Annotated in this window: 14 protein-coding genes and 1 pseudogene; 6 read left to right on the top strand and 9 right to left on the bottom strand. The window is 59.6% G+C overall.

Features of this window, described 5'->3' with window-relative positions:
* Positions 1-79: 79 nt before the first annotated feature.
* The 3 genes from AC1G9C_RS21605 to AC1G9C_RS21615 all read right to left on the bottom strand — a co-directional run bounded on the left by AC1G9C_RS21605 (position 80) and on the right by AC1G9C_RS21615 (position 1,844).
* A complete protein-coding gene (locus AC1G9C_RS21605) occupies positions 80-613 on the bottom strand; it encodes a cupredoxin domain-containing protein (RefSeq protein WP_003246762.1) in 534 nt (177 codons plus the stop codon).
* Positions 614-760: 147 nt separating this feature from the next.
* Entirely contained in the window at positions 761-1,318 is a 558-nt protein-coding gene (locus AC1G9C_RS21610) for a cupredoxin domain-containing protein (RefSeq protein ID WP_003139550.1), read from the bottom strand.
* A 166-nt stretch (positions 1,319-1,484) separates the two neighbouring features.
* Entirely contained in the window at positions 1,485-1,844 is a 360-nt protein-coding gene (locus AC1G9C_RS21615) for a co-regulatory protein PtrA N-terminal domain-containing protein (RefSeq protein ID WP_003246763.1), read from the bottom strand.
* A 206-nt stretch (positions 1,845-2,050) separates the two neighbouring features.
* Here AC1G9C_RS21615 and AC1G9C_RS21620 point away from each other — a divergent pair, with 206 nt between their 5' ends.
* Positions 2,051-2,728 (top strand): heavy metal response regulator transcription factor, encoded by a 678-nt coding sequence (locus AC1G9C_RS21620; protein ID WP_004374688.1) that lies wholly within the window; start codon positions 2,051-2,053, stop codon positions 2,726-2,728.
* 2 nt (positions 2,729-2,730) lie between these two features.
* A complete protein-coding gene (locus tag AC1G9C_RS21625; RefSeq protein ID WP_012018612.1) occupies positions 2,731-4,107 on the top strand; it encodes a heavy metal sensor histidine kinase in 1,377 nt (458 codons plus the stop codon).
* A gap of 131 nt (positions 4,108-4,238) precedes the next feature.
* Here the strand turns inward: AC1G9C_RS21625 and AC1G9C_RS21630 are convergent.
* Positions 4,239-4,592 (bottom strand): annotated as a pseudogene (locus tag AC1G9C_RS21630) (type IIL restriction-modification enzyme MmeI); the annotation flags it as partial.
* Between the two features lie 196 nt (positions 4,593-4,788).
* Between AC1G9C_RS21630 and AC1G9C_RS21635 the strand changes: the two are divergent.
* Positions 4,789-4,860 (top strand): DUF4113 domain-containing protein, encoded by a 72-nt coding sequence (locus AC1G9C_RS21635; protein WP_232961653.1) that lies wholly within the window; start codon positions 4,789-4,791, stop codon positions 4,858-4,860.
* A gap of 3 nt (positions 4,861-4,863) precedes the next feature.
* Here AC1G9C_RS21635 and AC1G9C_RS21640 read toward each other — a convergent pair whose 3' ends face one another.
* The 3 genes from AC1G9C_RS21640 to AC1G9C_RS21650 form a co-directional block, all read right to left on the bottom strand.
* Positions 4,864-5,589: an inovirus Gp2 family protein gene (locus AC1G9C_RS21640; RefSeq protein WP_034019520.1), complete on the bottom strand. Its 726-nt coding sequence runs from the start codon at positions 5,587-5,589 to the stop codon at positions 4,864-4,866.
* A 477-nt stretch (positions 5,590-6,066) separates the two neighbouring features.
* Positions 6,067-6,297 carry a helix-turn-helix transcriptional regulator gene (locus AC1G9C_RS21645; RefSeq protein WP_034019465.1) on the bottom strand — a complete coding sequence of 77 codons (231 nt, stop codon included), beginning with the start codon at positions 6,295-6,297 and terminating at the stop codon, positions 6,067-6,069.
* Between the two features lie 69 nt (positions 6,298-6,366).
* Entirely contained in the window at positions 6,367-7,671 is a 1,305-nt protein-coding gene (locus AC1G9C_RS21650) for a hypothetical protein (protein ID WP_034019463.1), read from the bottom strand.
* Positions 7,672-7,905: 234 nt separating this feature from the next.
* Here AC1G9C_RS21650 and AC1G9C_RS21655 point away from each other — a divergent pair, with 234 nt between their 5' ends.
* From AC1G9C_RS21655 to AC1G9C_RS21665, 3 genes are all read left to right on the top strand, one after another.
* On the top strand, positions 7,906-8,580 hold the full coding sequence (locus AC1G9C_RS21655; RefSeq protein ID WP_034019461.1) for a hypothetical protein: 675 nt from the start codon (positions 7,906-7,908) through the stop codon (positions 8,578-8,580).
* Positions 8,581-8,965: 385 nt separating this feature from the next.
* Positions 8,966-9,406 (top strand): type II 3-dehydroquinate dehydratase, encoded by a 441-nt coding sequence (gene aroQ, locus AC1G9C_RS21660; protein ID WP_480408737.1) that lies wholly within the window; start codon positions 8,966-8,968, stop codon positions 9,404-9,406.
* A gap of 4 nt (positions 9,407-9,410) precedes the next feature.
* Positions 9,411-10,262: a shikimate dehydrogenase gene (locus tag AC1G9C_RS21665; RefSeq protein ID WP_122108026.1), complete on the top strand. Its 852-nt coding sequence runs from the start codon at positions 9,411-9,413 to the stop codon at positions 10,260-10,262.
* 122 nt (positions 10,263-10,384) lie between these two features.
* Here AC1G9C_RS21665 and AC1G9C_RS21670 read toward each other — a convergent pair whose 3' ends face one another.
* On the bottom strand, positions 10,385-11,056 hold the full coding sequence (locus tag AC1G9C_RS21670; RefSeq protein WP_021445556.1) for a TetR/AcrR family transcriptional regulator: 672 nt from the start codon (positions 11,054-11,056) through the stop codon (positions 10,385-10,387).
* A 76-nt stretch (positions 11,057-11,132) separates the two neighbouring features.
* Entirely contained in the window at positions 11,133-13,040 is a 1,908-nt protein-coding gene (gene quiC, locus AC1G9C_RS21675; RefSeq protein ID WP_480408738.1) for a 3-dehydroshikimate dehydratase QuiC, read from the bottom strand.
* Between the last annotated feature and the right edge of the window lie 106 nt (positions 13,041-13,146).

Here is a 13,146-nt window from a genome sequence, read left to right on the forward strand (position 1 = left end):
GACAATAGCCTCGTTTCAATGGCGGCCGGATCACTATAGGTGTCTCAGACTGGACGGAGTTGGCGAGTATCAATAAACGTCAGCGTACGGTCACCTTACCGACCATTCCCGACTGATAATGTCCTGGAATATTGCAGGCGAACTCCAGTTCGGTGGCGGCGGAGAAGGTCCAGATCAACTCTTCGCGTGCTCCAGGTTCGACAAGAACACTGTTGGGGTCATCGTGTTCCATACCGACCATCTTCATGCCGCCCATGGCATGGCCCATATTGCTCATGTCATGTGCACCTGTAGGGGACAGCGTGCCGTTCTGAAACATCGCGGCCATCTCTTTCTGGTGCGCGGCATGGGATGCCGCTTTGCCAAGATTGAATTCGTGTAGCAGTGCACCGTCATTTTTCAGGACGAAGCGAACTGTCTCGCCTGCTTTGATCTCCATTGCTTTGGGTTCGAAGAAGATGTCCCCCATCCGGACTTCGATGGTGCGATCTACTGCCTGACCGTCTCCCGGTTGCCCAATACTGTCTTTCTTGTGGCCCGGGCTGGCCAGCGCATTGGCAGCACTGAGCAGCAAGCCAAGGGTGGTGATTATGAAAGCGGGTCTGAGTTTCATGGTGTGCCTCTGAGGTGTTGAGGAGGGATGAGTCCCGATGCTAATGAGGTGCAGCTGGCGGTACGCTGACGTGAAAACTACATCGCAGTAAGGTTCGTCAGATCGGTGCTACCCAGCTCGCGGCCAACGGGTAGCACCGATGCCGGACTAACGCAGAGCAAACTCACCGACCATCCCCGCCTGGTAATGCCCAGGCAATGTACAGGCGAAGCTCAAACTGCCCGCCTTAGGGAAGGTCCACACGAACTCTTTGGTTGTGCCGGGCTCGACGAGAACCGCGTTCGGGTCGTCATGCTTGGCTTTGATGACTTCCGGATAGCCTGGAGGGTTGGAGTCTCCCATGCCATAACGCTCATGCCAGACAATGCGCTCGGCCATGCCGGTCGGGGTCAGTGTGCCGTCCTTGAACAAGGACGCCATCTTTCGCTGGTGCTCCAGCTGGGACGCTGCCTGCCCGATGTTGAACTCGTGCATCAACGCGCCCTCGTTCTTCAGAACGAAGCGCACGGTTTCACCTGGCTTCACATCGATCGTTTTCTGGCTGTAGTTGATGTCGTCCATCTTTACCAAGATGGTACGAGTCGCTGGCGTCGCCTGGGCCTGCTGCCCAATGCCATTGCTACTGCCGCCGACCTCGGCAAATGCCGGAAAGGTGGTGCTGATGAACAGAGTGCTGATCAGCAGTTTAAGGGGTAAGCGTTTCATGGTGAGACCTCGAGATGGGTGCTGGAAATCTCATGCTATTCCCCGCTTGCTGCCAGGCCGCTGACCCCAAAACTACAATTGCGTCAGCTGGGAAAAAGCACGGCGCCATAAAGGCGCCGCTAGGCCAAAGGAGCAATCACGGAAGGCCTGGAAGATGGGAAAATCCTTATCGATGGCACTCTTTGTCGGCCATCATTAGCTTGTGCTCGCGGATCATTTGAGCCAGCACGTCGTCTACCAGCTTGTCATGCTTTTCCATCCAGGCCAGATGCTCTTCGGCAGACATGTTTGGCGCGGGATGTTCGTTGTGCAGCTGGCTCATGATGTCTTCGAGCATGTTCATATGCTCCTTCATGTGCACATGCCGCTCGCCGACCGGGGCCTTCTCCGCCTGGATCAGCACGGCTTCTGCTTTGTCGCGCATCTGCTGGATGCGCTCGAATACACGGTCGCTGCCCCCTTCGGCCCAAGCCATGGAAGACAGCAGTAGCGAACCAACCAGAAGCAAAGGTTTCAGCGATTTCATGGGCAGTCTCCATCAGTGCAAACTATGGCCGGCACCTCTGCTTTTGGTCTGTCGAGGGCCGAGAGCACAACCTAGTACTCATGCTTGCACCCTAGACAAGCCACCCTGTCAGTGAGCTGAAGTCAGAATTACATTTTCGTAAGCTTCTGGTTGGGGCCGCGGTTTGCCTGCAAACTCAGGCCACCCGACTTTTGGAGTCTGCACACATGAAACTACTGGTAGCTGAAGACGAACCCAAAACCGGTACGTACCTCCAGCAAGGTCTCACCGAGGCTGGGTTCAATGTCGACCGGGTTATGACCGGTACAGATGCCCTTCAGCATGCACTTAGCGAAGCCTATGACCTGCTAATTCTGGATGTAATGATGCCTGGGCTGGACGGTTGGGAAGTGCTGCGCATGTTGCGCGCAGCAGGAAAAGACGTCCCCGTACTGTTCTTGACGGCACGCGATGGTGTGGAAGACCGCGTAAAAGGGTTGGAGCTGGGTGCGGACGACTACCTGATCAAGCCATTTGCTTTCTCAGAGCTTCTGGCCAGGGTCAGAACGCTGTTGCGCAGAGGTAATGGTTCGCCGACGCAGACCACCATGAAAATTGCCGATCTGGAAGTCGATCTGATGAAGCGGCGTGCGATCCGTGGCGGGAAAAGAATTGACCTGACCGCGAAGGAGTTTTCACTGCTGGAACTGCTACTGCGCCGGCGCGGCGAGGTGCTCCCGAAGTCGCTGATTGCCTCTCAGGTTTGGGACATGAATTTCGACAGCGACACCAATGTCATTGAGGTTGCGGTACGCCGGCTACGCGCAAAAATCGATGACGATTTCGATCTCAAGCTGATTCATACCGCCCGCGGCATGGGATACATGATGGATGCTCCGGAGTGAATATGAAGCACCTTTCGCTGACCGCACGCATGAGCCTGATGTTCATGTCCGCGGTAATTGCAGTCCTGACGGTAGCAGGGCTGAGTTTCAATATGCTCAGCCAGCACCACTTCAAGATGCTGGATCGGCAGGCCCTGGTGGAGAAACTCGAATCCGCCAAACATATCCTCAACAATGCTCGCGGTGAAGCGAGCCTTTCGGAAGAATTACCGCAGTTGCGAGCTTTGCTGGGAGCCCATCAGGATCTGGCCGCCACTATCCTGGCCAGTGACGGTTCTGTACTGTTTTCCGACCCCAGAGCAGTCGAAGTACCTGAGCGTTTCAGACGTGCAAATGAGCAGAGCATGTGGGAGTGGCAGAACGGCCAACACATGTACCGTGGCATGACGGAGCAAATCTCGGTAGCCGATCAGGCTGAGCCGCTCACTGCGTTGCTGATTCTTGACGTCACCAATCACACACACTTTTTCGACACGCTGCAACGATGGTTTTGGATTGGATTGGTCATCAGCGCCCTGTTCAGTGCCGCACTCGGCTGGGTGGTTGCTCGCAGCGGCCTTAGGCCTCTGCGGCAAGTCACTCATGTGGCCTCCGGGATGTCCGCTCGCTCGTTACAGGAGCGAATCCCTCTCGAACCAGTGCCGCGGGAACTTCAGCAACTGGTTCTCTCCTTCAATGCGATGTTGGCTCGGCTAGAGGATGCCTTCGTTAGGCTCTCCAATTTTTCGGCCGACATTGCCCACGAGCTACGAACTCCAGTCAGCAATCTGATGACCCACACCGAGGTCGTGCTGAGTAAAAAACGCGATATCAATGCCTATGAGGAGAATCTGTACTCCAACCTGGAGGACTTGAAGCGCATGTCTCGGATGATTGATGACATGCTGTTCTTGGCCAAGGCTGATAATGGCCTGATCATCCCCGAGCAGGCCAGGATCGAACTGGCTGACGTAGTCTTCAAGCTGTTTGACTACTACCACCTTCTGGCCGAAGAGCGCGGCATTGAGCTATCGCTCACAGGCAAAGGCCAAGTGCTGGGAGATCGGCTGATGCTTGATCGCGCGCTATCCAACTTGCTGTCCAATGCGCTGCGCTACACGCCGGCGGGACAGACAATTTCGGTTCTGATCCGCGAGACAGAGGACTCCACTACCTTCAGTATCGAGAACCCAGGGGACACAATCAGCTCAGAGCATCTAGAGAAGCTCTTCGACCGTTTTTACCGGGTTGACCCCGCTCGGCGGGAGGGCAGCCCGAGCAACGCCGGGCTCGGGCTTGCAATCACCCGATCCATCATTGAGGCTCACAAAGGCCGCATCTGGTGCACCTCAGCGGCTAGCCTCACGGGCTTTCACATCGAATTGCCCCATCCCAGATAATGCCGGTCTGGCGGTAAGTAGGCTACAGCTAACCGCTAGCCCAACTTGACAGGGTGGGTGCAGGTGCAACTCGACTGAGCGCAGATTGCATTCGCCATCCAGATAGGTAACGAGCGGTGAGCTGACACAAGAGGAAACTGCGGGTAGTCGCAGGCGACCGTCTCGCCGCTTTCCAGCTCCTCAGCTTCCAGCGTCTCGCCATCGGTAGCGAGCACATATTTAGCCTTGGCACGGGCCGTCGCGGGGCTGGCCTTCAGTGCCGCCAGGGTTTCGGTGACCTTGCCTGGCTCACACACAGCCAAATGGATATTGCTGGTCTGCAGTACGCCGCCCAGATCGGACTTATTGGTTGCACCCGAACGCAGGCGCTTGAGGGTGGTTTCCTTGTTACCGAAAGCCTGCAGGAAGGCATAAGGGAACTCGACCCGGTCAAACGGCTGGCTGGCCAGGTCGGTGATGGCTTGTTCGATTTCTACGGCGTTCATATAGGGCTGTTCCGATCACTGCTGCCAAGGCGGCACAGGGGGCCTTTAGGCCCACCATCCATGCAAAGTGCATGGATGATAAAGGAACGAGCATTGGCATGTGAAAATGATCCTGTGCCCCATGGAAGCTATCAAAAACTGCTGAGGACGTGGAACGCTGCAGCCAGGACGCATCGCCAAGCCAGTCGAGTGGGCTATGCGAAGAAAACTGCTATCCCCCGCCTACACCACTCGCTGGTCTGAGTTAATGGTCGCAAAGGCGAACTAGCCACTACCCTCGACTGGTACCGAATCCTCGCTGACGATCCCCGTAGGACTTGGTCGCTTTCTTACACAGGTAGCTGGCCCGGTGGAACAGATCCGGTAGCTCATCAACAAGAACCTTGTGTTCTGACCATGCAACCTTCCGCATACGGGGATGCCGATCTATCCGATACGTTGGATTGTCGGGGATATGTACCAGCCCGTCGACCTCATGCTTCGACAACCGCAGTGCACTGGCCCATGACTCTTCTATCCGGCTGATCATGTTGACCCTCTCTGAGCGCAGCAGCCCCAGGGTGTAATAGGCATCGCGGTTCAACAGGATCAGCAGGTGATAATGCTGCCGGCCTGCCTGACCTATTTCTCTCGACCAGACGTACCGTACTTTGCAGCCACGCGAATAGCCACGATCAGCCACTCGTTCCTGGTGGTACTGGATCTTCTTCGTAAACGATTCGAAGAATCGGCTGATGACCTGGTTCGTATAGGCGTAGTCAGGTAGCAGGACGCCTTGAGGCAAGTGGAGGTCAACTCTGAAGGCTAAGACCCTCGGATACTCAGCTAATGCCAGGTCTATGGTGCGCTTGAGATCGGACAGGTGCTCACGAATGAAAGGCCCCTTGTCACGCATCAAGCGGAAGCCCTCAAAGGTGTCGTCGTAGTGAAGATGCAGATTGGTATTGGCTGGATGACGAAGCGGGTAGCGTTGGATGGTGTCGGTATCGTTGAGCATGGTTATGACCTCTCGTTGGTGGAGTTTCATAACCTTTTGTCTACTGTGTACTTTTTAACCGCTACCTTGCTCGCCTGATCCGTTGGTTGGTCTCTCTGGACACGCTGTAGTGTTGGCCTCTCAGATGGTGGATCAGTGTCCGACTCCCTGTGTAGGTCAGTGAAGGTTGCTACTCGGTTAGGCGTGAACCCTTCGGGGGGTAATAGCTAGTAAAAGCATAATACCCGCACCGCAATTTCCTTCGCCGAGCTGCTCGGGCAAAGCCACCTCAATCGTCCCGCCATAGCGGCAATTTTTGCCGAGTTCGGATTTCGGAAATAAATCAAGCTGAAGAGGCCTGAGCCAGATATCGAAGAGGCTGTCGGGGCGGCGGGAGCGACACCGCCACGACTTGCCATGCGAGGCCGCACAGCCAGTGACTGAACGACGGCATAAGCGCCATGACCAGCCGAAGCTGATCATGGCGCAGGAGCGGTTCTAGCCGGCCATACTCAGGTGGCCAATCGGGCGCGTAGCAGCACCCTCAGCCTGGTCACGCTCCTCAATCCTGGCCAGGATCCAGTCGTGCACCTCGCTATCGACCCAGCCGACGCATCGGTCGCCCAACGATACCGGTTTCGGGAAGGTGCCTTCCGAGATGTACTTGTACAGGGTCGACCTAGACAGGCCAGTAGCAGTGATCACGTCTTGTAAGCGGAAAATTCGCATCAGCAGGGCTCCTCTGTATGTCCCAGAGGATCTGCGAGGGCCGTATAAAATGACCTGCCTGTTGCTCGCCTAGGGGGCCCTGGTCAAAAGCCTTACGTCATAGCGAAGGGCCGAGTCCAGCGCATCCTCACGGACATACGAGTCAACCCTCCCACCGCGTACGTCCCATACCCAAAGGCATATGTTGTTATCTCTCGGTGCGGGATGAACAACCAGCGACACAATGCTGAGGCCATCCTTTCTCACCGGAGCTGGAATGAGCCGAACCAGGTGGGGCTTGTATCCTGGCCAGACTTTCATACGGCGCAACCCCTTGTGGATGCTTTCCGCCCACCGGCAAGCCTCGGCCTGGAAACTTTCCCTCAAGCCTCCCCAACCAGCGTACGCAGTCCGATCAGAATTAACGGTCAACGGACCGCCCAGCTCTTCAGCAATCCTTTTGGAAATTTCCGCTTTCGCATCACCCAGGTCGCATTCTGGATCTGACCAAATAGCCGTCAGCAGATACGACGTATGGCTTGCCAGCTTGTGATAGAGCAGATCCAGCACATAAGGCTTTTGTCCTTGCTTTGGCTTCAGCGCATTTAGCGCCTCTGTCGTCGGCATTGCCGCGCCGAGTATGTCGTATCTGCCCGGCCCATGCGTTACGTATACCACTACCCCCCGTTCCCTCTGTCTCAAACGAAGCTGCGGGTGATCCAGGTTTAGGTAGTAGATGCTCGTTACCTTTGAGCCAACGAAGACCCCATGCGACAACCCCGGCATATAGCTCCTAACGAACCCCAAGCTCAAAAGACGCTTCAATTGATGCTTGATCGATAAGGTGTCGAGACCAGTCATAGCCCTGAGCCTAGGCCCTCCAAGCCCGGCCACTACACCGCACTCGTCAGCCTCACTGAGAAGGGCCGCTAATAAAACCCGGGTAGCAGCCCCCAACCGCCCCTTGGCACCAGGAGCTGCAGGCCGACCGTCTTTGCGTGTCGCAGTACGGGGTGGCTTTTCCTCATGCCCTGTCGATGCCGTCGTTTCACCGTCCCTAACTGCGTGAATCTCCGGTTCAAGAAAAAGACGAAGCATCAGCTCGCGATGAGTGAATTCTGGGTCTGCCTTGACGAGCACTCTAAGCAAGTTTTCTGAGGCTACGTAGCTGACATCAGGACGCCCAACCCTGCCGTCCTGCTTGCACTTCTTCAGAAGCCCAGCCCTGACCAGCTCTTGCGAAGCATCCCAGACAAACCTTTCCGTCAGACAGAGTTGCTTCGCTACAGGCTTGATCTTGTAAGGCACGTCCAGACTGACGTCATTCCGACAAACAAAAGCCTGCAAAAAAAACCGTGCCTCTGCATCTGCTTCTATATCTGATAGAGCTATCATGGCCGTAAAAATCTTAATCCAAAAATAGAAATTGAGATTTTATACCCTATTTTATCAGAACAGTTAATTCAGTTAACAAGACCGTTAACGATGCATTTAACATGCTAATTAACAAATCAGTTAACACCTCATAATTCACATCAGCTAACACATCAGTTATCTTTTCTGTTAACAGGCTTGGCATAGCGAGCGCCCACGGCATGGTGGTGGAGCTCAGTAAGAGGAGAGAGGTGGATGGCGAGGACTGAAGGCAAGCCGAGCTGGCTCAATGAGGATGATCATGAAGAGTGGCAGTGGGCCGCGAACTATCTGTCCAAACACTGCCCTGATCGACTCAAGGACAAGCTCAGCCTGATGGCCGCGACGATTTTCAGCTCGCTTGTCAGATCGATCCATGCCCTAGAAAAAGAGGCCGAAGGCGTAAAGCTCATTCAGCGACTGAGAAATGCCATCCGGCAACGGCGCTATCGAGCGACAGAGGGTGGCCGGCAGACGTGCTCCTTCACCCTCCCCAAAGCAACCAAGGCAAAGCTCAAGACCTTGGCAAAAAGACACAAAATTACTGAAACAGGCGTGATTGAAAGCCTGATCGAGGTAGCCTCTAAACAGGTTTCCATTAACAAAGAGGAAGCCAGGCACGAATCTCAGGCAATGAAAGCCATACGCAACGCACGCAAGCTTGAACAAGAGTTAGCCAAGATCCGCATTGATGAAACCTGGAAGCAGCTGCGCCATTGCATAAAACAGCTTGCGCAGTGGGAGGCCTACCTAAAGGAAACACTCCCTGCGCTATCCCCCGAGGAAGAAGCCGCTGCAACGCCTCTTGCAGAGGAACACCTGCGTGTAATCCAAGAGGCCATCGACGCCGCCGTATTCAAGCATAGAGAGATGAGCCCAAGAGCCATCTGAAATCATCGCCCCAGGGCAGCGACCCACCAGAGTGTGGGTCAAAGTGTGGGTCAAAGTAATTTATAAATATAAAATCTTATAAAATCAATGAGATACAACAATAATACACCGGCCACAAGCCGGCTTTTTTATTGCCTGCTCGCTGCCAATCCCCGCCCCTCGCCCCAGCGCCCGGCCGGTAATCGCCCAGTTTCGCCGCCCGCCCTTACTCCCCGCCATCTGGCTGCAAGCCCCGCCATTGCTGGCCTGCAGCGTTTCCACCGAGCTTTCCCCGGCTGCCGTTGGCCAGCGCAAGCGATCCGCTCGATTGACCGTATTAACTAGTTAGTACATTTTTCCGACACGACTTATCGCCCGTTGCCACAACAACAAGAGATCGCCCCCTATGTCTCCCTGCATCCTGGTGCTCAACGGCCCCAACCTGAATCTGCTCGGCACCCGCGAACCGGCCACCTACGGCCATGAGACCCTCGCCGACATCTCCCGGCTGTGCGCCGACACCGCGGCCGAGTGCGGCCTGGCCATCGAGTTTCGCCAGACCAACCATGAAGGCGAGCTGCTCGACTGGATTCACAAGGCGCGCGGGCGCTGCGCCGGCATCCTGATCAACCCGGCGGCCTGGACCCACACCTCGGTGGCGACTCGCGACGCCCTGGTGGCCAGCGAGCTGCCGGTGCTCGAGGTGCACCTGTCCAACGTGCACAAGCGCGAGGCCTTCCGCCATCACTCCTTCGTTTCGCCGATCGCCGTCGGGGTGATCTGCGGTCTCGGCAGCCAGGGCTATCGCCTGGGGCTGCAATACTTCAGCCAGTTGCTCAAGGGATAACGCCATGTCCTCCGCCACATCCAGCATCCTCGCCGGCCTGATCGGGGCCGGCATCCAGGGCTCGCGCACGCCGGCCATGCACGAACGCGAGGGCGACGCCCAGGGCCTGCGCTACCTCTACCGGCTGATCGACCTGGACCAGCTCGGCCTCGACAGCGGCGCCCTGCCCGAGCTGCTCGGCGCCGCCGAGCGCATGGGTTTCACCGGGCTGAACATCACCTTCCCCTGCAAGCAGGCGATCATCCCGCTGCTCGACGAGCTGTCGGACGAGGCGCGCGGCATCGGCGCGGTCAATACCGTGGTGCTCAAGGACGGCAAGCGCGTCGGCCACAACACCGATTGCCTGGGCTTCGCCGAGGGCCTGCGCCGCGGCCTGCCGGGCGTGGCGCGCCAGCGCGTGGTGCAGATGGGCGCCGGCGGCGCCGGTGCCGCGGTGGCCCATGCGCTGCTCAGCGAAGGGGTCGAGCAACTGAGCCTCTTCGACGTCGAGCCGGCGCGCGCGCAGGCCCTGGCGGACAACCTCAACCAGCACTTCGGCGCCGGCCGCGCCCTGGCCGGCAGCGACCTGGCGGCCGCCATGGCGGTGGCCGACGGTCTGGTCAACACCACCCCGATGGGCATGGCCAAGCTGCCCGGCACGCCGGTGCCCAAGGCGCTGCTGCGCCCGGCGCTGTGGGTGGCGGAGATCGTCTACTTCCCGCTGGAGACCGAGCTGCTGCGCGACGCCCGCGCCCTCGGCTGCCAGACCCTGGACGGCGGCAATATGGCGGTGTTCCAGGCGGTCAAGGCGTTCGAGCTGTTCAGCGGCCGGCAGGCCGATGCCCAGCGCATGCTGGCGCATTTCGCCAGTTTCTAGGCGAGCGGCGAACAATAGAAAGGGCCTGCGGGCCCTTTTTTACTGAGCGATGCCAAACCGCACGGGGTGTGCCATGTGCGCACCCTGGCAGTGGCGAATTTGGCGCGCACGGCGCCCCCGTCTCAGGCCTGCATATAGCGCAGCACCGATTCGCAGATCACCTGCTTGTGGCGCTGCTTGTTGTCCTCGGCGGACAGGTCGATCTGGAAGATGGTGCCGAAGGTGTGGCGGTTGGACACCCGGTAGAAGCAGAACGAGCTGATCAGCATATGGATGTCCAGCGGGTTCAGGCCACTGCGAAACAGCCCCTCGGCCTCGCCGCGGCGGAGAATGTCGGCGATGGCCTCGAGCACCGAGTTGTTCAGCGTCGGGATCACCTCGGAGCGGGTGATGTGTTCGCCGTGATGGATGTTCTCGATGCTGACGATACGCACGAAGTCGACGTTGCGGTCGTGGTGGTCGAAGGTGAACTCGATCAGCCGGCGGATCGCTTCCGGCGGCGTCAGCTCGCCCAGGTGCAGCCGCGCCTCGGTGTTGCGGATATCGCCGTAGAGCTTCTCCAGCACCGCCAGGTAGAGCTGCTCCTTGCTGGCGAAGTAGTAGTAGATCATCCGCTTGGAGGTGTGGGTGCGCTCGGCGATGGCGTCGACCCGCGCGCCGGACAGGCCGTGGCGGACGAACTCGTCGACCGCCGCCAGAAGGATGCTCTCGCGGGTCTTCTCCGGGTTGTTCTTGCGCCCCTTGCGCGCCGCCTCGGTGGCGGGGGTGGCGAGGCTCTCTGCGGTATCGCTCATACGGACTCACGGCTTCTTATTGGAATGGGCGGATTATCCGTGGCGGCCGGGGCGCTGGGAAGCCGGCCCCCTGCGCTCACAGCCGCGGACGCTTGGCCGCGCCGCTGCGCGCCTTGGCCATGGCCGCCAGGCGCACCGCGACGTTGGCCGCACCATAACCGACATAGCCGTTCTTGCGCTGGATGACCTCGAAGAAGAAGCGCTCCTCGAACGGCTCGGTGTACACGTGGAACAGCTCGCCGCCCTGGGCGTCGCGGTCGTAGAGCACGTTGTAGTAGGCCAGCTCGCTCAAGAACTCGTCGTCGAAGTCGAAGCGCGCGGCCAGGTCGTCGTAGTAGTTCAGCGGGATTTCCAGCAGCGGCACGCCGGCCTCCTTGGCCCGCGCCACCTCGGCGAAGATGTCCTCGCAGGAGAAGGCGATATGGTGCACGCCGGAGCCGCGGTAGCTGGAAAGCGCGTGGGCGATGGCGGTGTTGCGGTTCTCCGAGATGTTCAGCGGCAGGCGCACCGAGCTGCAGCGGCTGCGCAGCGCGCGGCTCTTGACCAGGCCGTAGGGGTCGGGCAGCACCACCTCGTCGTCGGCCTCGAAGTCCAGCAGGCTCTTGTAGAACAGCACCCAGCTGTCCAGCGACTCGGCCGGCAGCGCCAGGGCCATGTGGTCGATGCGCTGCAGGCCGCCGGCGGCCACGGCGTTCGGGTCCAGCTTGAAGTCGGTGTCGTAGATGGTCTGCCCGGCGCCGGCCTGCTCCACCAGGTAGATCAGGCTGCCGTCGGGGGCGCGCACCGCGGGGATTTCCCGCTCGTTGGGGCCGACCAGGCCGCGATAGGGCTGGCCGCGGTAGTCGCAGGCGCGCTGCAGGGCGGCGGCCTCGTGCTTCACCCGCAGCGCGGTGGCGCACAGCGACGGGCCATGGGCCTCGAAGAAGTTGTGGGCGAAGGAATAGGGCTCGGCGTTGAGCACGATATTGATATCGCCCTGACGCAGCAGGCTGACGTCCTTGGAGCGGTGCTGGCCGGCGCGGGCGAAGCCCAGGCGCTCCAGCCAGCCGGCCAGGCGCGCGCCGACCGCCTCGTCGACGGCGAATTCGAGAAACTCCACGCCGTCGTAACGGCTGGCCGCCGGCGGGGTGAACAGCACGCCGGGCTCGATCGCCAGGCCTTCCTTGTCCAGGCGCTTGGCGGTCTTCTCTTCCAGATAGAGCAGCGAGCGCAGGCCGTCGGCGGCGTTCTGCCGCGGCGGCGCGGCGCGGAAGCCGTCGTTGAAGATCTCCAGCGACAGCGGGCCGCGGTAGCCGGTGCGCAGGATAGGCGCGAGAAAGCCGGCCAGGTCGAACTCGCCCTGCCCCGGGAAGCAGCGGAAATGCCGGCTCCACTCCAGCACGTCCATGGCCAGCAGCGGCGCGTCGGCCATCTGCACGAAGAAGATCTTGTCGCCGGGAATCTCGGCGATGGCCGCCGGGTCGCCCTTGAGCGACAGGGTGTGGAAGCTGTCGAGGATCACCCCCAGCGCCGGGTGGTCGGCCTGGCGCACCAGCTTCCACACCTGCTGGTAGGTGTTGACGTGGCGGCCCCAGGCCAGGGCCTCGTAGCCGATGCGCAGGCCACGCGCGCCGGCGCGCTCGGCGAGCAGGCGCAGGTCGTCGACCAGGATCTCCTCGTCGCCCAGGGAGTCGGCGGCGACGTTGCTGCACACCAGCACCAGGTCGGTGCCGAGTTCCTGCATCAGGTCGAACTTGCGCTCGGCGCGGTCGAGGTTGCGCGCCAGGCGGTCGCGCCGGCAGCCCTCGAAGTCGCGAAACGGCTGGAACAGGGTGATGGCCAGGCCGAGGTCGGCGCAGCGCTTGCGAATCTCGCTGGGGCTGCCGTCGTAGTAGAGCAGGTCGTTCTCGAAGATCTCCACGCCGTCGAAGCCGGCGGCGGCGATGGCTTCGAGTTTTTCCGGCAGGGTACCGCTCAGGGAGACGGTTGCAATCGAACGCTGCATGCTGCAACTCCTGGTTGGGGACGCCGGCGCTCAGCGGCGGCGCGGTGCCGGGGGCTGCGGCGCTGGCCGCACGACCCATGCACCCGCCGACCAGGTGCCAGTCAGG

The organism is Pseudomonas sp. ABa2, assembly GCF_056676075.1.